This is a genomic window from Thermomonas mangrovi, from assembly GCF_028201335.1.
Classification (GTDB): domain Bacteria; phylum Pseudomonadota; class Gammaproteobacteria; order Xanthomonadales; family Xanthomonadaceae; genus Thermomonas; species Thermomonas mangrovi.
Map to the genome: position 1 here is coordinate 146,520 of NZ_JAPEVV010000007.1, position 16,454 is coordinate 162,973.

At 67.5% G+C, this 16,454-nt stretch carries 17 protein-coding genes and 1 tRNA gene; 6 read left to right on the plus strand and 12 right to left on the minus strand.

The annotated features are described in order from the left end of the window. Positions 1-10: 10 nt before the first annotated feature. Together ON759_RS11030 and ON759_RS11035 are read right to left on the minus strand one after the other, a co-directional pair. Positions 11-406, minus strand: a complete 396-nt coding sequence (locus ON759_RS11030) for a phasin family protein (RefSeq protein ID WP_271680438.1) — start codon at positions 404-406, stop codon at positions 11-13. Between the two features lie 140 nt (positions 407-546). Continuing rightward, positions 547-1,110, minus strand: coding sequence for an RNA pyrophosphohydrolase (locus ON759_RS11035; protein WP_425608478.1), 564 nt, complete (start codon positions 1,108-1,110; stop codon positions 547-549). Positions 1,111-1,229: 119 nt separating this feature from the next. Between ON759_RS11035 and ON759_RS11040 the strand changes: the two genes are divergently transcribed. Continuing rightward, a tRNA-Met gene (locus tag ON759_RS11040) sits at positions 1,230-1,306 on the plus strand. A gap of 78 nt (positions 1,307-1,384) precedes the next feature. Next, a complete protein-coding gene (locus ON759_RS11045) occupies positions 1,385-2,719 on the plus strand; it encodes a tyrosine-type recombinase/integrase (protein WP_271680439.1) in 1,335 nt (444 codons plus the stop codon). A gap of 187 nt (positions 2,720-2,906) precedes the next feature. Here ON759_RS11045 and ON759_RS11050 read toward each other — a convergent pair whose 3' ends face one another. The 6 genes from ON759_RS11050 to ON759_RS11075 form a co-directional block, all read right to left on the minus strand. Then, positions 2,907-3,629: an ABC transporter ATP-binding protein gene (locus tag ON759_RS11050; protein ID WP_271680440.1), complete on the minus strand. Its 723-nt coding sequence runs from the start codon at positions 3,627-3,629 to the stop codon at positions 2,907-2,909. Beyond that, positions 3,622-4,824, minus strand: a complete 1,203-nt coding sequence (locus ON759_RS11055; protein WP_271680441.1) for an ABC transporter permease — start codon at positions 4,822-4,824, stop codon at positions 3,622-3,624. The genes ON759_RS11050 and ON759_RS11055 overlap by 8 nt, the downstream gene beginning before the upstream one ends. Continuing rightward, on the minus strand, positions 4,824-5,972 hold the full coding sequence (locus tag ON759_RS11060; protein WP_271680442.1) for an efflux RND transporter periplasmic adaptor subunit: 1,149 nt from the start codon (positions 5,970-5,972) through the stop codon (positions 4,824-4,826). The genes ON759_RS11055 and ON759_RS11060 overlap by 1 nt, the downstream gene beginning before the upstream one ends. Beyond that, the gene (locus tag ON759_RS11065; RefSeq protein ID WP_271680443.1) at positions 5,972-6,577 is read right to left on the minus strand and encodes a TetR/AcrR family transcriptional regulator; all 606 of its coding nucleotides are present in this window, start codon (positions 6,575-6,577) and stop codon (positions 5,972-5,974) included. The genes ON759_RS11060 and ON759_RS11065 overlap by 1 nt, the downstream gene beginning before the upstream one ends. Before the next feature lie 78 nt (positions 6,578-6,655). Further along, positions 6,656-8,554 (minus strand): pyridoxal phosphate-dependent decarboxylase family protein, encoded by a 1,899-nt coding sequence (locus ON759_RS11070; protein ID WP_271680444.1) that lies wholly within the window; start codon positions 8,552-8,554, stop codon positions 6,656-6,658. 95 nt (positions 8,555-8,649) lie between these two features. Then, positions 8,650-10,002 carry an oxygen-independent coproporphyrinogen III oxidase gene (locus tag ON759_RS11075; protein WP_271680445.1) on the minus strand — a complete coding sequence of 451 codons (1,353 nt, stop codon included), beginning with the start codon at positions 10,000-10,002 and terminating at the stop codon, positions 8,650-8,652. 336 nt (positions 10,003-10,338) lie between these two features. Here ON759_RS11075 and ON759_RS11080 point away from each other — a divergent pair, with 336 nt between their 5' ends. After that, positions 10,339-10,605, plus strand: a complete 267-nt coding sequence (locus ON759_RS11080) for a DUF2249 domain-containing protein (RefSeq protein WP_271680446.1) — start codon at positions 10,339-10,341, stop codon at positions 10,603-10,605. Continuing rightward, entirely contained in the window at positions 10,602-11,456 is an 855-nt protein-coding gene (ubiT, locus tag ON759_RS11085; RefSeq protein ID WP_271680447.1) for a ubiquinone anaerobic biosynthesis accessory factor UbiT, read from the plus strand. The genes ON759_RS11080 and ubiT overlap by 4 nt, the downstream gene beginning before the upstream one ends. Before the next feature lie 117 nt (positions 11,457-11,573). Here the strand turns inward: ubiT and ON759_RS11090 are convergent, their stop codons facing one another. Further along, positions 11,574-12,449 carry a U32 family peptidase gene (locus tag ON759_RS11090; RefSeq protein WP_271680448.1) on the minus strand — a complete coding sequence of 292 codons (876 nt, stop codon included), beginning with the start codon at positions 12,447-12,449 and terminating at the stop codon, positions 11,574-11,576. Between the two features lie 10 nt (positions 12,450-12,459). Then, on the minus strand, positions 12,460-13,458 hold the full coding sequence (ubiU, locus tag ON759_RS11095) for a ubiquinone anaerobic biosynthesis protein UbiU (RefSeq protein WP_271680449.1): 999 nt from the start codon (positions 13,456-13,458) through the stop codon (positions 12,460-12,462). Positions 13,459-13,602: 144 nt separating this feature from the next. On the opposite strand from ubiU, the gene ON759_RS11100 reads away from it, so the two are divergent. Beyond that, positions 13,603-14,178, plus strand: coding sequence for a DnrO protein (locus tag ON759_RS11100; RefSeq protein WP_271680450.1), 576 nt, complete (start codon positions 13,603-13,605; stop codon positions 14,176-14,178). Between the two features lie 13 nt (positions 14,179-14,191). Here ON759_RS11100 and ON759_RS11105 read toward each other — a convergent pair whose 3' ends face one another. Together ON759_RS11105 and ON759_RS11110 are read right to left on the minus strand one after the other, a co-directional pair. Next, positions 14,192-15,664, minus strand: coding sequence for a UbiD family decarboxylase (locus tag ON759_RS11105; RefSeq protein ID WP_271680451.1), 1,473 nt, complete (start codon positions 15,662-15,664; stop codon positions 14,192-14,194). 19 nt (positions 15,665-15,683) lie between these two features. Then, positions 15,684-15,920 carry a hypothetical protein gene (locus ON759_RS11110; RefSeq protein ID WP_271680452.1) on the minus strand — a complete coding sequence of 79 codons (237 nt, stop codon included), beginning with the start codon at positions 15,918-15,920 and terminating at the stop codon, positions 15,684-15,686. A 127-nt stretch (positions 15,921-16,047) separates the two neighbouring features. Here ON759_RS11110 and ON759_RS11115 point away from each other — a divergent pair, with 127 nt between their 5' ends. Beyond that, positions 16,048-16,452 carry a ribonucleotide reductase subunit alpha gene (locus ON759_RS11115; RefSeq protein ID WP_271680453.1) on the plus strand — a complete coding sequence of 135 codons (405 nt, stop codon included), beginning with the start codon at positions 16,048-16,050 and terminating at the stop codon, positions 16,450-16,452. Positions 16,453-16,454: the final 2 nt, after the last annotated feature.

Sequence of the window (16,454 nt, forward strand, 5' to 3'; positions counted from 1 at the left end):
GGCGCGCGTCTTACTTGGCAGCCTTGCCGGCGGCCTTGGCGACCTTCTCCACCTCGGCCTTGGCCTGGGTGGCGGCCTTCTCGAACTGGCCCTTGGCCAGCGCGCCGATGGCTTCGCCGGTCTTCACCGAGTTGGCGAACACTTCCTGGGCCACGCCGATGCCGCGCTCGGTGTTGGCACGGGCGATCTGGGCGCCCTTCGGCAGCACCGACTTCAGGCCGTCGAAGTCGCGCACGTCGGCCAGCTCGCCCCAGAAGGCGAAGGTGGCGGTGGTGCTTTCCTCGAGGGCGGCGAGCTGCAGGCCGAACGCCTTCTCGGCGTTCTCGAGGGCCAGGCGGTTGACCTGGGCAGCGGCGTCGGCGAACTGGCTGGTGGCCTTGGTGAACTGGTCATTGAACTGGTACATGGCGGTCTCCTGCTTGGGCGCCGGCAGGGTTGCCGGTTTGTGCGATGCAACATAGCGCGTCATTTGTTGCACCGCAACATCGACCCGATGAGCGGTCTTCGCCTGTTCAGGTTCGTGCGGCACACCGGCCTCGGGTTGGGTCAGCCGCGCCGTCCGAAGCCACGGCGGGCACTGGCACGCGGCGGCGGCAGCAGTCCTTCGGCCGGCGCGGGCACGGCGTCGTCGCCGGCGATTGCGCGCGCGTAGGGCGCCAAGTGATGCAGGGCGCGGGCGTACACCCCGCGCTTGAAGGTCACCACGTGGTCCATCGGGTACCAGAAATCGACCCAGCGCCAGCCGTCGAACTCGGGCTTCTCGGTCAGGTCGAGCCGCAGGTGGTGGTCCTCGCCGCGGAACCGCAGCAGGAACCAGACCTGCTTCTGGCCGATGCAGACCATCCGGTCCTGGCGGCGCACCGCGCGCGGCGGCAGGCGGTAGCGCAGCCAGCCGGGGGTGGCGCCAAGGACCTCCACGTGCTCCGGCAACAGGCCGGTTTCCTCGCGCAACTCGCGGTACATCGCCTCCAGCGGCGTCTCGTCGCTGTTCATGCCGCCTTGCGGGAACTGCCAGCCGTCCCGGTGCACGCGCCGTGCCCAGAACACGCGCCCATCCTCGTGCATGAGCACGATGCCCACGTTGGGGCGGAAACCGTCCGGATCGATCACGATGCGGACTCCGAAATCTACTGGGTCCGACTCTGCCAGCGCGGTGGCGGTTGGGCAAGCACGGCCGGCCCGGATTGACGAGGCCCCCGTCGGCATGAATAATTCGCGGTTCTCCGCGTGGCTATGTAGCTCAGCCGGTTAGAGCACAGCACTCATAATGCTGGGGTCGGTGGTTCGAGTCCACCCATAGCCACCAATAAGCAGTCCGCACAGAGCCAAGAACGTCCAAAAACCCCTGAGAAATCAGGGGTTTTTCTTTGCCTGACGTCCAGCCATGTCCGAGACGGTCCAGTGGAATACCGTCACGATTGACGGTAACGTTGGCGGTAACAGCGGTACTCCAAATCTTGTTACCGTCAGGAGGGTTACCGTCATGCCCCTCAGCGATGTAGCGATCCGCAAGGCCAAGCCCGGCGCAAAACCGGTCAAGTTGACCGATGGCCGCGGCTTGTACCTGCTGCTTCGGCCAGACGGTGGCAGGTGGTGGCGGCTCGACTATCGGCGGCCCATCACGGGCAAGCGGAACACCCTGAGCCTAGGCACCTACCCGGAGGTCGGGCTGGCCGATGCTAGGGGGCGGCGCGACGACGCGCGGAAGCAGCTTGCGGCCGGTATCGATCCCGGTGAGCACCGCAAGGCGGAGAAGGCGGTCGGTAGGGATCAGGCCGCCAACAGCTTCGAGGTGGTATCCCGCGAGTGGCTGGCGGTCCGGAAGCCAGGCTGGACCGACAAGAACTTCGACAAAGAGCAGGGCAGGCTGGAGAAGCACGCCTTCCCCTACATCGGGGGAACGCCGGTGGTGTCGCTGGGAGTCTCGGACATTCGGCCCCTGATCGAGCGCCTGTCCAAGGCCGGTCGCCTGGAACAGGCGCATCGACTCCGATTCCAGTTGAGTCGCATCTTCAAGTTCGCCGTCGCGACCGAGCGGGCGGATCGGGACCCGGCGGCCGACCTGAGCGAGGTTCTCCCGTCCCGCCGGGACATGGTGAAGCAGCGCTACCCGACGATCACGGATCCTGAGCGGGTCGGGGATCTGCTGCGTGCGATCGATGGGTTCAGTGGCACGTTTCCGGTGGCCTGCGCGCTGAAGCTGGCCCCGATGTGGTTCTGCCGGCCTGGGGAAATCCGGATGGCAGAATGGACCCATTTCGACCTCGAGGGCCCCAGCCCGACCTATCGCGTGCCGCCGGCCAATCGGAAACTGCGCAAGAAGGAGAAGGAGCATCCGGACACGCCGCCGCACGTGATTCCACTTGCGAAGCAAGCGGTTGTCATCCTCCTGGAGTTGCAAAAGTTCACTGGGCGTGACCGCTATCTCTTCCCTGGAGCCCGGGATGCCAAGCGGCACATGAGCGATGGCGCCATCAACGCGGCTCTTGCCCGCATCGGATTCAAGGAAGAGATGGTTGGCCACGGGTTTCGGCACATGGCGTCGACCCGGCTGCGTGAAATGGGTTGGCCGCGCGAGGTCGTTGAGGCTCAGTTGTCCCACAAGGTCGGCGGAACTGAGGGCGTCTACAACATGGCGGAGTACCTGCCCAAGCGTCGCGAGATGATGCAGGCGTGGGCCGACTACTTGGAAAACTTGAAAAGCAATTCCAATCAGTAGCTCGACATTCGATCGGCCGACTCAAAACGACCCAAAGCGGTCCTTGGAGTCGGTTTTTTTAAACAGCGGGCTTTGGCTACCATTCCATGCCGATCTCAACGATGTAGTGTCGTTCGACAGTGCAGCGGTAGAGTGCGCTTAGGCTACCCAAATCTTGCGGGTTGACCGCAGGCACGAGGTGCCTCGCTCATTCGAACCCCCGGGCCTCGCCTGCTTCCTCGTGAGTGACGCCATCCCGGATGTGGTAGAGGCGCTTGAAGGTGGGGATGATCTTTTCGTCGTGGGTGACGACGATGATGGCGGTCTCGAACTGGCGCGCCATGTCGTTGAGAATGCGGATCACGGCCAGTGCGCGTTCGCTGTCCAGCGGTGCGGTGGGCTCGTCGGCGAGGATCACGGGTGGACGATTGACCAGGCCGCGGGCGATGGCGACCCGCTGCTGCTCGCCGCCGGAAAGCTGCGACGGCATGGCCTTTGCGCGATGGTGGACATCCAGCGCGGTCAGCAGGTCCAGCGCCCGCTTGCGCGCTTCGGCATTCGGGATGCCGGCGAGCATCTGCAGTAGGGCGACGTTGTCGGTCACGTCCAGGAACGGGATCAGGTACGGCGCCTGGAACACGAAGCCGATGCGGTCGCGGCGCAACTCGCGCAGGTCGCGGATCTTCCAGCCGTTGTCGTAGATCACCTGGTCGCCGAGGGTCATCCGTCCGGCCGTGGGTTCGATCACCGCGCCCAGGCACTTGAGCAGGGTGCTCTTGCCCGAGCCGGACGGCCCGATCAGGCCCACGACTTCGCCGGGTGCGACCTTCATGTCGACGCCTTTCAATGCGTCCACGGCGGTGTCGCCTTCGCCGTAGCGCTTGGTCAGGCCTTCGATATGGATACCGCCGGGCATCTTCTTCTCAGCCACCGACGGCCTCCGCGGGATCGACCTTGAGCGCGGCGCGGATCGCAATCAGGCTCGCCAGCACGCAGATCACCATCACCGCGACGAAGCCGCTGGCCGAGTCGCTCGGAACGAGCAGCACGTATTTCGGAAAGATCGGCGCCCACAAGGTGGCGGTGATCTTGCCCACCACGAAGCCGATCATGCCCAGGGCGAGGGCCTGCTGAAGGATCATCCCGGCGATGGTGCGGTTCTTGGTGCCGATCAGCTTCAGCACGGCGATCTCGCGGATCTTGCCGAGGGTCAGGGTGTAGATGATGAAGGCAACGATCGCGGCGCTGACGATGGCCAGGATCACCAGGAACATGCCGATCTGGCGGGCGGACGTGGCGATCAGCTTGCCGATAAGGATCTGTTCCATCTGCGCGCGGTCGTAGACCTGCAGCCGTTTCCAGCGACGGATCGACTCGGCGACGTCCTGCGGCTGGTAGCCCGGCTTGACCTGCACCAGCACGGTATTGACGGAGGGATTGGTGGACTGCGAGGCCGTCATTGCATCAAGCAGGTCCGGGGCGCCGGGTCGGTTGAACGCGGGGTTGGCGGCGGTGCGGCGGCGCTGCTCGCGCACGGCGTCGTTGTCCTTGAGGAACTGCGCCTCCTGGGCGTCCTTGAGCGGGATGAACACCATCGGGTCGCCGCTGGAAGACACCATGCGCCGGGTCAGCCCGACCACCGTGTACTTGTTGCGACGGATCCGGATGGTGTCGCCCAGCTTGAAGCGAGCGGTGACATCGGCGACGGCTTCGTAGTGGCCACGCGTGATCTGGCGTCCGGCGACCAGGTACGGCGGCCAGCCCGGCGTCCCGGGACCATCCATCGTGATGCCGGTGACCATCGCGCGAACGTCGCCGGATGCGTGGACCACCTGCATCGTCAGGTAGGTGACATTGGCGGCGCGCGCGACGCCGTCCATGCCGCGGATGCCACGCCAGACATCGTCGTAGATGCTGGAAGGTTCGGCGTAGGGACCCAGGGTGTCCTTCTGCACCACCCACAATTGCGCGCGGCTGTTGTCGAGCAGCACCTTCGCGTCGTCGACCATGCCGCGGTACACGCCCGCCATCGTCAGTGTCACGCCGATCAACAGCCCCAGCCCGATGCCGGTGAACACGAACTTTCCCCAGGCATGCAGGATGTCGCGGCCGGCCAGACTGATCATCAGCGTGCCTGCTTCAGTTGGTCGACCACGTGGATACGGCTTTTCGTCGTCAACGTCCGTTCGCTGTAAGTCACCACCCGGTCGCCGCGCCTCACCCCCTCGAGCACCTGGATGTTGCCATCAAGGTCGGTGGCGCCGAGCTTCACCGGGACCAGTTCCAGGTCGCCATCACGCACCGTCCAGACACCGAGCGTGCCGTCGACGCGCTGGACGCTGGCATTGGGGACGACGGGCCGCGCCGCAAGTGCGGGCAGCGACACGGTGACCTCAGCCAGTTCGCCGATCGACGGCATCGGCACGGGCAGGCGGTCGAATGCGATCTTGGCGACCACTTCCTCGGTCACTGCATCTGCCATCGGTTCGACCAGCAGCACGCGACCGGGCAGGTCGATGCCTGCCCGCGAGCGCAACACGATGCGCACCGGCAATCCGGGCTTGAGTCCGTGCGCGCTGACCTGGTCGAAGCGGGTGTTGATCCAGAGCGTATCCGGATCGATCAACTCCACCACCGACTGGCCGGCGACCACCGTGGTGCCCGGATCGGCGTTGCGTACGGCGACGATGCCGTCGACCTCAGCCACCAGCAGCAGGTTGCTTCGCTGCGAGGCGAGCGCCTCCCGGTCGGCTTGGGCACGGGAAACCTGCTGGGTCGCCGCGCCCAGGCCGGCATCGGCCACCTGCAGCTCCTGGCGCTTGCCGGCCACCATTTCCTGGCTGACGTAGCGGCCCACTCCCAGTTCTTCATATCGCCTCGCCTGCGAGCGTGCGTAAGCCTGGCGTGCCTGGGCTTCACGCAGTTGCGCCTGCGCCGACAACAGCGCGGCTTCCTGGCCGCGGATGCGGTCGTCCAGGTCGACGGGATCCATCTCACCCAGTACTTGCCCTGCCTGGACGTGGTCGCCCACGTTGACGTCAACGCGTCGAATCCGTCCGGCGAAGGTCGGCCCGATCTTGTAGGTGTAGCGCGCATCGACCGTGCCGATGCCAAACAGGGCGGGGGCGACGGCACGATCCTCGACGGATGCCACCACCACGGAGATCGGCGCCAGCGGACCCGAACGCAGTGCGACATAGACGAACAGCGCCAGCATCGGCAGCAACACGGCGATCAGGGTCAGGGTGCGTCTTTGCAGCGGCAGCGTTTTCATCACGCGCTCCGGATGCCGCGGCGATAGACGGCGAACAAACCGGGCGCATGCGTCCGGATGGCCTTGACACTTCCCGCAATCAACGACTGCATGACCAGGCCCTGGATCGATCCGATGAACAGCGTCGTGGCGGCATCCGCATCAAGCTCTGTGGCCAGTTCGCCCCGCGCCTTCCCGTCCTCCACGAGGCGCTTCAGGCGCGAGCTGTAGTCGCGGATGAGCCGCCGCACCACCAGTTTCGCGGGGGACACCTCTTCGCGCTGCAACTCGCCGAACAGGATGCGGGGCACGCCAGGGTGCTTCACGACGAAGTCGATGTGCGCCATGAACGCAGCCTCCAACGCTGCGATCGGAGAGGGTGCCGCCTCGATGGCCTTGTCGACCCGGCCCAGCAGGCGCTCGGCAACCCATTCCATGACCGCCAGCAAAATGGCGTCCTTGTTGGGAAAGTGCCGGAACAGCGCGCCCTGGGTCAGTCCCATCTGCTGGGCAATCGCAGCGGTGGTGATGTCGCTGGGGTTCTGTTTGCCCGCCAGCGCGATCACGGCTTCCACGGTGACCGCACGGCGCTCATCGGCGGGGAGGTTCCTGGCGGATCTGGGCATCACTCGATCCAAAAGATAGTAATTGGTTACTATCTTATCCGCATTGCGGATAGGGTCAAGTGCCGGCCTGTCCGGCACTCAGGTGCCAGCGAGCAATCCGCCGATGCGTTGTTCCAGGTACTGGAAATACATGTCGATGTAGCTGATGCCGTTGCGGTCGTCGATCAGCCACGGGTTCATCAGGGTGTGCCGCAGGATCACCAGGTGGTCTTCGGCATCACCGTCGGTCGCGGCGTCAAGGCTCAGTTCGTCGAGGATGCGGCGCATGCCGGCTTCGCCGAGCGCCTGCGGGCGCAGGGTGGTGACCGAACCGAAGAAACTGCGGTCCTGCAGAGGCGCGCCGGGGTCGACGCGCAACTGGTCGTGCAACCGGCGCACGAAGGCATTGGCGACGCCGAGATCGCGGTTGCCGGCGGGATTGAACGCCACGCAGACCAGGTTGCTGTCGGGTGGGAACGGCACGATGGAGCGCACCAGCGGATGCATGCGCGAGGCGAACGCGCCGGCGGCCTGATGGAAGGCTTCGGCGCTGCGGACGGTGCGTGCCGGCAGGCAGCCGAAGTGGGCGTGATCGAGCGGCAGCACCTTGTGGGTCACGTACACGGCGGCGACATTGGCACCGGGCTTGGACCCCTCGGGAATGAACTGGCCCAGGTTCCGGTAGCGCGCCCGGTAGCTGCGCGCGGCGTTGTCATGGAACACGTAGTCGGCCGACTCCGACAGCAGTGTCATCGCGCGATGGTCGCGGCACACGAAAGCACCTGCGCCGTAGGGCAGGTAGCCCAGTTTGTGCGGGTCGATGGTGATCGAGTCGGACTCGGCCAGTGCCGCAGTGGCCGCATGCACGCCCGGGCTCGGGAAATGCGCGAAGCCCCGCGCGACCTCATCGCGGGCGCGCAGGCTGCCATCCTCGTTGCGGAACAGGGTGGCGAGGTAGCCGCCCCAGGCGGCATCCACGTGCACCGTGAAGCCCAGCCCGCGTGACAGCGCGGCGTCGCGCGCCGCGACCAGGCCGTCGATCGGATCCACCGTTCCGTACTCGGTGGTGCCGAACACGCCCACCGCCATCAACACGGGCTGGCGCTCGCGTTCGCAGTCGCCGATCGTTTCGTGCAGCGCCTCGATGTCCAGCCGCATGTCGCGCTCCGGCATCAACCGCAGTTGCGCGCGACCGAGGCCGAGCAGCTTCATGCCCTTCGACCACGAATAATGCGCGGTGATCGGGGCGAGCACCCACGGCGTCTTCAGCGTGGGGTGCGCGGCGAAGAAATCGCACAGGCCGCGCTGCTCGATGCGCTCGGCCTGCACCCTGGCATTCCAGGCGGCGCGCTCGCGCGGCGAGTGCGCGGCCAGCCACGCCGTCCAGCGTGCGACCAGCTCGGTGCCCGCGGCCGGACCCAGGTTGAACGCAGCCCAGTCGTCGTCGGGAACGCCCAGGTCGGGAACGCCGGCCGCGCGCAACGCCACCGGGAATGCCTTCAACGCCAGTGCAAGCCGCATCGCCTGGTAGTTGGCGACGGTGCCGCCCGACGTCAGGTGGCCGAACGCGCAGCGGTCGATCGCCGGGTCATGCGGGTAGCCAACCATGCGCGCCAATTGCAGGCCGACATCCACTTCCATGTCGACGGTGACGGGTGCGGCGTCCTCGCTGACGTTGTTCGGGTTGTAGGGCAGGGTCAGGATCTGCGCCGCGAGCCCGGGCAGCAGCAGGTCGCTTGCCATGTGCCCGATGTAGCGCGGGCTGTGGAACGGCACCGACTTCTTCAGCGAGGCGGACAACGCATGCAGTTCGCGGCGCAGGCGCGCCTCGAAGGCGCGATAGCCGGGATCGACGGCGGCGTCGGTGGGGATGGCCGGCGGGTCCTCCGGATGGAAGTTACGCCGCCAGTACACGTGGTCGCGCAGGAACTCGGTGACCAGCTTTTCGAGGAGGCTGTCGTTCTCGCCGTAAGGGCCGAGGAAACACGCGTCGAGCATGGGATTCGGATCAGCGATGGACGGCGATGAGGACGGCATGGAGGTCTCCCGGGCATGGCCCGGAGCAGTGGCGCGTGCAGCGCCTTGGGATGGGCTCAGGGCAGTGCTGCGTGTCCGGCACCGGACACGAGCAGCGGATCGAATTGGCTGGCGATCGCCTGCGAGGCCAGCCGCGCGACCCGATCGAAGCGGATCGTCTGTTGCTCCCATGCAAGCGATCCGTCCTCGAACAGCGGCGCGAGGCGGGCCAGTGCATCGGCGAAATAGCTGCGGAAGTCGATGACGTGGTGGTTCTCGAGCTGCGCCACGTCGATCCGCCCGAAGCAGAGGATGTGTTGCAGGATCGCGGCGCGCAGGTGGTCGTCGTCGCTGAGCTCCACGCCGCGATCCGCAGCGCGATGGCCTTGGTCGATGCGCGCTTCCCAGCCCGTCTGGTCCAGCGGGTTCTGCGCATAGCAGCCGCCAAGCTGGCTGATCGCGCCCACGCCGAAGCCAACCAGATGCGTCTCGCCATGCGCACCGAAGCCAAGTGCATCCCGGTACAGGCGGCCGCGGCTGCGTGCGGCCAGCAGCGGATCATCGGGTAGCGCGAACACGTCCACGCCCACGTGCACGTAGCCCGCGGCTTCCAGGGTGTCGGCGCCGGCCAGCAGCATGCGGGCATGGCGTTCGTGCCCGGAGTCTTGCGTGGCCGCGTCCGGTTCCTGCGAGGGGCAATGGCGCAGGCCGATGCGTTCGGGCCGCGCGGCGGCCACCGCCGCGACCAGGGCGGCGAACGTGGCATCCGACTGACCCGGCAACCCATACGGCAATTCGATCCGCAGGTTGCCGAACCCCGCATCGCGGGCGTCGCCCAATAGACGTGCGACCTCGCCCAGCCGGGACGTCGCGGCTTCGCCCGCGGCGGCGAGCGCAGCGAGGTTGATCCCGACCCGGTTGAAGCCGAGTGCCGCCCAGTCACGCAGCGGTTGCCAGGCCAGGTCGTCGAGCTCCAGGGTCATCGCCAGGTCGATCCCTGCCACGCGGTTGACGTGGAAGTTGCGACCCAGGCTTTCCATCAGCTCGGCGACTTGCGTGCTGCGCATCCAGCGCGCCATGCCCGGCGCCAGTCCGACCTGGACCACGTTGCGGTCGCGGTCGAACAGGCCGCCCACCAGGCTGACCTCGCGCACCAGCCGGTCGCAGTAGGCCTGCGCGCGGTCGCGATCCAGCGCCTGTGGCGCCCCGCTGGCCCGGCAGAAACTGCTCCGGTACGCGGCCGGGATGTCGAAATGCAGTGCCAGGCGCGCCGGGATCGGGTCGCCGTTGCTGTGCCGGATCGCGGCCATGAACCCGTCGTCGCCGAAGGGGCGGAACGCGCGCGGTGGTGGATACAGCGCGTACCAACCCCCACCCAGTTGGAGGTTGCGCACCAGCCGTTGGAGAGGGGTGCAGTGCACGGCGCTCATCGCTTATGGACCCGCAGCCGGGCGAGTCTTGGCAACAGCTCCGTCGCATCAGGCGCAACTTCGGCTTGCGGAGACGATGCGGGCATGAGATGCACCCGGAACCTTTCGGAATGGAGGTGCAGTGTCCAGCGACCATGGAGAGGTCGCACTGACGCAAGTCAAGCCCGCGGCCGGACCCGGGTTGGCGGCCGCTCCGCGGCACGCCATCGCCGACTGACGCTGGAAGGCCGGCTTGACCTGCGTCATCGCGCTCGCTGCATGGCTGCGGAAGGATGGCCACTCCTGCCGCCGGATCGACCGCATGCCCCGTTGTCGTCCACTGATGCTACCCGGCGCGTGCGCACGCTGGTCGTCGCCATCGCCACTGCTTTGCGTGGAGTTTCCGTGAACCGCTTGGACCTGCGTGGTTTGACAATGCCGGAGCCGATGCGACGGGCGCTGCGTGCAGCCGATGCGCTCGAGCCCGGGCAGGCACTGGAAGTGCTGACTGCCTCGCCGTCGATGCCACTCCTGAAGGCGCTGGACGAACGTGGCCTGCGCTGGCGCACCGAGCCGTTGGAAGATGACGGTGCGTGGGTCGCGATCCTGCGTCCTGCTGCATGACGCCTGCGCACATCCCGGGACTGGCGCCAGTCCGCGCAGTGATCGACGGTGTCGACGATGCTCTGGTCCTGCTGCTGGCCGCGCGCGTGCGGCTGGCGCGGCTGGCCGGACGGTTGAAGGCGCAGGCCGGTGCCCGCGGACGCGACCCAGGCCGCGAGCGCGAGGCGCGCATGCGCGCGGCCGCGCTGGGGGAACGCGTGGGGGTTGCCCCCGAGGTCGCCAGTGGGGTGGTTGCACTGGCCATCGGCGATGCCTGCCGCGCACAGGGGCTCGCGGCTGAGATGGATCAATGCCCGGCCGGTACCGCGGGACGGACGATGGAGACCACCATGCACGAGCACACCGATACCCCGCCTTCGGCGGCTAATCCCCTGCTGCGGCTGCTACCGCCGCCACACCGACTGGCCCCGCTGCTGTGTGCACTGCCGCCATCGCTGCGCAACCGGGTGATCGAACGCGCGATGGCGCAGGCGCTGGCGCAACCGTTGGCTGAGGGTGCGCTGGAGTTCATGGCCGGGCGCAGGCTGGGGATCGAGGTCAGCGACCTCGGCATCGGCTGGGTGGTGGAACTGCAAGGGGCCCGGCTCGTGGTGGTGGATCAACCGGCCGAAGCCACCGTGCGCGGCACTGCCACCGACCTGCTGCTGCTGGCCGGACGTCGCGAGGACGCCGATACCCTGTTCTTCCAGCGCCGGTTGGTGCTGACCGGCGATACCGAACTCGGCCTCACCGCGCGCAACGTGCTCGACCGCCTGCCATGGGAACAGGTGCCGCTTGGGCTGCGCATCGCCCTCAACCGCGGGGCCCGCCTCGCCGATGCGGCCCGCACCGCCTACCACGCCCGCGCCTGACCCGAGCACGGCACTCCCGCGGGCAGCGGTGCCTTGCAGCGCTGGTACACGCCGGACGCGCACCGACGCGTTGATGACGCTTCGATGGCCGATCAGCTCACCGTTGCCTGGTGCGACTCAACTCGCGGAGACCTGCATGCCGGGTTCGCCGTGCCAGTAGCCGTTGCGCTGGCCGAGCCGTGTGGCGGCCGCAGTGCCGGCGCGCGCGTCGTCGAAATGGCGCACCAGCTCCGCCATGCCTTCGGCCTGCGGGTACAGGCGCAGGATGTCGACTCCCAGCGCATCCAGCGCCGGCAGTTCCGGACCGAGGTCGGTGATTTCCTCGCCGAGTACCTGGATGCCGTTAATGCGCAGGAACGGGCGGCCTTCGCGGGTGGCCAACGGCAGCGCGTCCGGGTAGTCGATGCAGCGGAATCCGCACTGGTCCTTGGCCACGTCCAGCGCGCGCGCGGTGAAGCAGCGTGCCGAGTACGCCAGCGGCAACCGGCCCCAAGCGATCACTTCCAGTTCCGGCATCGCCTCGCCATCGGCTTCGAACGCCTGCCTGAGCTCGCGCACCAGGACCTCGCCCTGTTCCACCCCGGGCACCCAGCGCACCAGCCCGTCCTCGACCAGAAGCGCCAGTGCGCGGTGGTTGTACAGGTTGAGCGACGGGCCGGCGACGAACGGGGTGCCGCGCTCGCGGCAGACCTGCACCGCCGAGAGATCGTTGGCCTCCAACTTGAAACCGCCATGCGCGGCGAGGCGATCAACCACCCCGAGTTCGGACTCGGCTTCGACCAGCGACAGCGAGGACAGCACCACTTCCTTGCCAGCTGCAGCCAGTTCCTCCGCAAGCGCAATCCATTCCGCGGTGCGCAGTTCGCGGCGCTTGCTGCATACGGTTTCACCGAGATAGACGATGTCTACCGGCCACGCAGCTGCCTCGCGATAGAAGGCGAGCGTGCGCTCGCGCGGCCAGAAATACTGCAGCGGGCCCAGGCTCAGTTTCATGCGTGCGTCCTCAATGCCAGGCCCGGTGGTACGGCCCCAGCGTGGTCTGGTGGCCTTCGGCGTGGCGCGACAATTCGGCCTGCCATTCCGGCTGCAGCTGCCAGTGCGCCGGGTCCGCGGCCAGCCGGTCCAGCGCCTTGCGCCAGGTACGGGTGACCGAACCGACGTATGCCACGCCACGTTGCCGGCCCTCGATCTTCAATGCCACCACGCCCGCCTGCTGGAGCCGCGGCAGCAGTTCCATGGTGTTGAGGCTGGTCGGCTCCTCCAGCGCGTGGAAAACCTCGTTGCCGACCTCGAAGCGGCCCTTGCAAACGGTCGGGTAGCCGGCCGGTTCGTGCGGCTGGAACTGGTCGATCAGTACGTCGTTGAGGCGCACGCTGCGGCTGCCGTCGGCGTGTTCGTCCCAGCGCACGAACTTCGCCGGCGAACACACGCCGTGGCGGTTCGGCGAGGCCCCGGTGACGTAACTGGAGAGCTGGCAGCGGCCTTCGACCATGATGCACAGGCTGCCGAAGGCGAACACCTCCAGCGGCACCGGCGAGCGCTCGCACAGCCGCTCCACCTGCTGCAGCGACAACACCCGCGGCAATACCGCGCGGCTGATGCCGAAACGTTCGAATGCGTATTTCAGCGCCGGCGCGGTGGTCGCCGAGCCCTGTACCGACAGGTGCCGCGGCAAGCCAGGATGGGTGCGCGTGGCGTAGTCCAGCACCGCCATTTCGGCCGCGATGATGGCGTCGCAGCCGAGCGCGGCGGCCTTATCCACGGCCGTGTACCAGTCATTCAGTCGCGCGCTGTCCGGGTAGGTGTTGAGCGCCAGATACACCTTCGCGCCCTTGGCATGGGCGTAGCGGACGCCGGCGCGCAACTCCTCGTCGGAGAAGTTTAGGCCGGGGAAGGCGCGCGCGTTGGTATGGTCGCGGAACCCCGCGTAGACCGCGTTGGCGCCGGCATCCACCGCCGCCTGCAGGGCCGGCAGGTTGCCGGCAGGGCACACCAGTTGCATCGTCGCATCCCGCAAGGATCAGAAGACCATGTTAGGAACGCCGATTGTCGGCGTCATTGACCTCGGTCATGTCGCCACCAGTGCGGGCGTGCGATGTTGTCGGCCACTGCCGGCCGGGTGGCCGCGTCCTTGTGGAGAGATTGCATGATGCTGATCCCGAAGACTGCCTCGCGCGTCCTGTGCACCTGCTTCAGGTCGGCCATGGCGGGGGTGGCGTTGCTGGCGGTCACCGCCTGTTCGCCGCAGCCGACCACGCAGTCGCCTGCCCGGCCGGCACCGTCACATGCTGACCAGGCACCTTCGGCAGCGCATGCCGATGGCGGCCACGACGCGCACATTGTCGCGCCCACCGATGCCGCCGCGCTGCCGCCAGAGGGCCAGCGCTGGGCCACCGATGCACCGCTTCGCGCCGGGATGGCCAGCATCCGCCAGGCGGTGGGCGCGCTTGAGCATGGTGTGCACGGCCACCTCGATGCGGCGCAGCAGCAGGTGCTGGCGAAGCAGGTGGATGCCGCAGTGGCCGACATGATCACCAACTGCAAGCTGGTGCCGGAGGCCGATGCGTCCCTGCACGGACTGCTGGCGACGTTTATCGCCGGCGCCGCCGCCGCGCGCGAAGGCCGCTTCGGCGAGCCGGAACTTGCGGCCATGCAGGAGGCGCTTGCGCAGTACCCGCGACGTTTCGACGACCCGACCTGGAAGCAACCCTCGCCGGAGTGACCGGCGAGGTTGCTCAGGACGCCTGCAACAACTGCGCCCAGAGCGCGTCCACCCGTTTCTCCACTGCCGGGTCCAGCGCGATCGGCTTGCTCCAGGTGCGGGTGGTCTCGGCCGGCCACTTGTTGGTCGCGTCCAGCCCAAGCTTGGAACCCAGGCTGGGCACCGGGCTGGAAAAGTCCAGGTAGTCGATCGGTGTCTTGTCGATGATCACGCTGTCGCGCGCCGGGTCGACCCGGGTGGAAATCGCCCAGATCACCTGCGACCAGTCGCGCACGTCGATGTCCTCGTCGGTGACGATCACGAACTTGGTGTAGGTGAACTGCCGCAGGTACGACCAGATGCCCATCATGATTCGGCGCGCGTGGCCGGGGTACTGCTTGCGGATGCTGACCACCGCGATCCGGTACGAGCACGCTTCCGGCGGCAGATGGAAGTCCACGATCTCCGGGAACACCTTGCGCAGGATCGGCACGAACACGTCGTTCAGCGCCATCGCCATCACCGATGGTTCGTCGTGCGGCGCGCGGCCCATGTAGCTGCCCTGGTAGATCGCGTCGCGGCGCAGTTGCATGCGGGTGATGGTCATCACCGGGAAGTGGTCCTGCGCGTTGTAGTAGCCGGTGTGGTCGCCGAACGGGCCTTCCAGCGCGGTATCGCCTGGCGCGATGAAACCTTCCAGCAGGATCTCGCAGCCGGCTGGCGCGTCCAGTCCGGTGGCCGCGCTGTGCCACACCCGCGTGCGCTCGCCGCGCAGCAAGCCGGCGAACTCGTATTCGGAAAGCGTGTCCGGTACAGGTGCCACCGCCGCAAGCAGGGTCGCCGGGTCCGCACCGATCGCCACCAGCAGCGGGAATGGCTGGTCAGGATGGCTGTCCTTCCAGCTGGCGTAGTCCAGCGCGCCGCCACGGTGCGGCAGCCAGCGCAGGATGATGCGGTTGCGCGCGATCACCTGCTGCCGGTAGATCGCCACGTTCTGGCGTTTCTGGCGGGTTCCGCGGGTGACTACCAGGCCCAGGGTGATCAGCTTCGCCGCATCCTCAGGCCAGCAGCGCTGGATCGGCAGGCGCGATAGGTCGACGTCGTCGCCCTCCAGGATTTCGTGCTGGAACGCGGCTTCGCGCACCCGCTGCGGCGCCACGTGCGCAAGTTGCGCCAACTCCGGCCAAGTGCCCAGCGCCTCGCGCACGCTGGATGGCCACTTCGGCTCCTTGATCGAGGCCAGCAGCTCACCGAGTTCGCGCAACGACGCCAGGGGTCGCCCGGCCAGAGACGCCTCGATACGGTCGCGGTGGCCGTAAAGATTGCCGAGGTAGGCGTGCCGGGAACCCAGCGGCTGCTCCATGAGCAGGGCCGGTCCGCCGGCCTTGAGCGCACGCAGGCTGAGCGAGGTGGTTTCCAGTTCCGGATCCACCGGCGTGGCGACCCGCCGCAGGCGGCCGCTGCGTTCGAGTGCGTGAAGGAAGCTGCGCAGGTCGTGGAAGCTCATCCCGCGCCGCCCGGCGGGTTCATGCGCAACCGCAGCCGCAACCGCATTCGCTGCCAACACGATCGGCCACGCGCATACGCAGGCCAGACGCGGTGATGGCCGCATCCAGTTCCGCGGGATCGATGCTGCCGCGAACCAGCATGTCGCCCGTGGCTTCGTCGAGGAGGATCTCGCAGTTGGGATCCAGTCCAGCGAGCAGTTCGTGCAGTTGCTGGATGGAAGCGCTGTCCGTGGACGGCGCAAGCGGCAGGGTCATGGCGGCCTCGGCGAGGTTCAGTCGGGCACGCAGTGTCGGTTAGCCCCTGTTCGCATGCACTGATGCAGGTCAAGCGTGGCGACTCGTCGACGCCTTAGACTGCAACCCCCCGTATCGCTGTCCACCCATGGAACATTTCGACGACTTCCTCGCCGCCGCGCGCGGCCAGACCGAGCCGCAGCGCCTGCTGTTGGTGTTCGCCCGCGCTGAGTGCCCGCCCGACGCCACCCCGGCGGAGCGAGAAGCGTTTGAACGTGGCGAAGGGGGTGCATTAGCCCCTGCGGTGTGCGTGGACAAGCTGCCTGAGGAGATTGCCTCGTTCTCGGCACTGCTCGAGGAGTCGAAGGCCGCGGTGCCGGACTGGCGGATCCTGTTCGTGGCCGCGATGGACGGCCGTGGTGGCCATGCCCCCAATCCGGACGAGGCGGTGCAGCCGTTGCGGATGATGGTGGAGCAGGTCAAGGGCGGGAGGATCGCGCAGTTCCTCGCGGTCGACCGCGAAGGCCAACTGGTCTCGCTGGCCCGCGGCTGAGC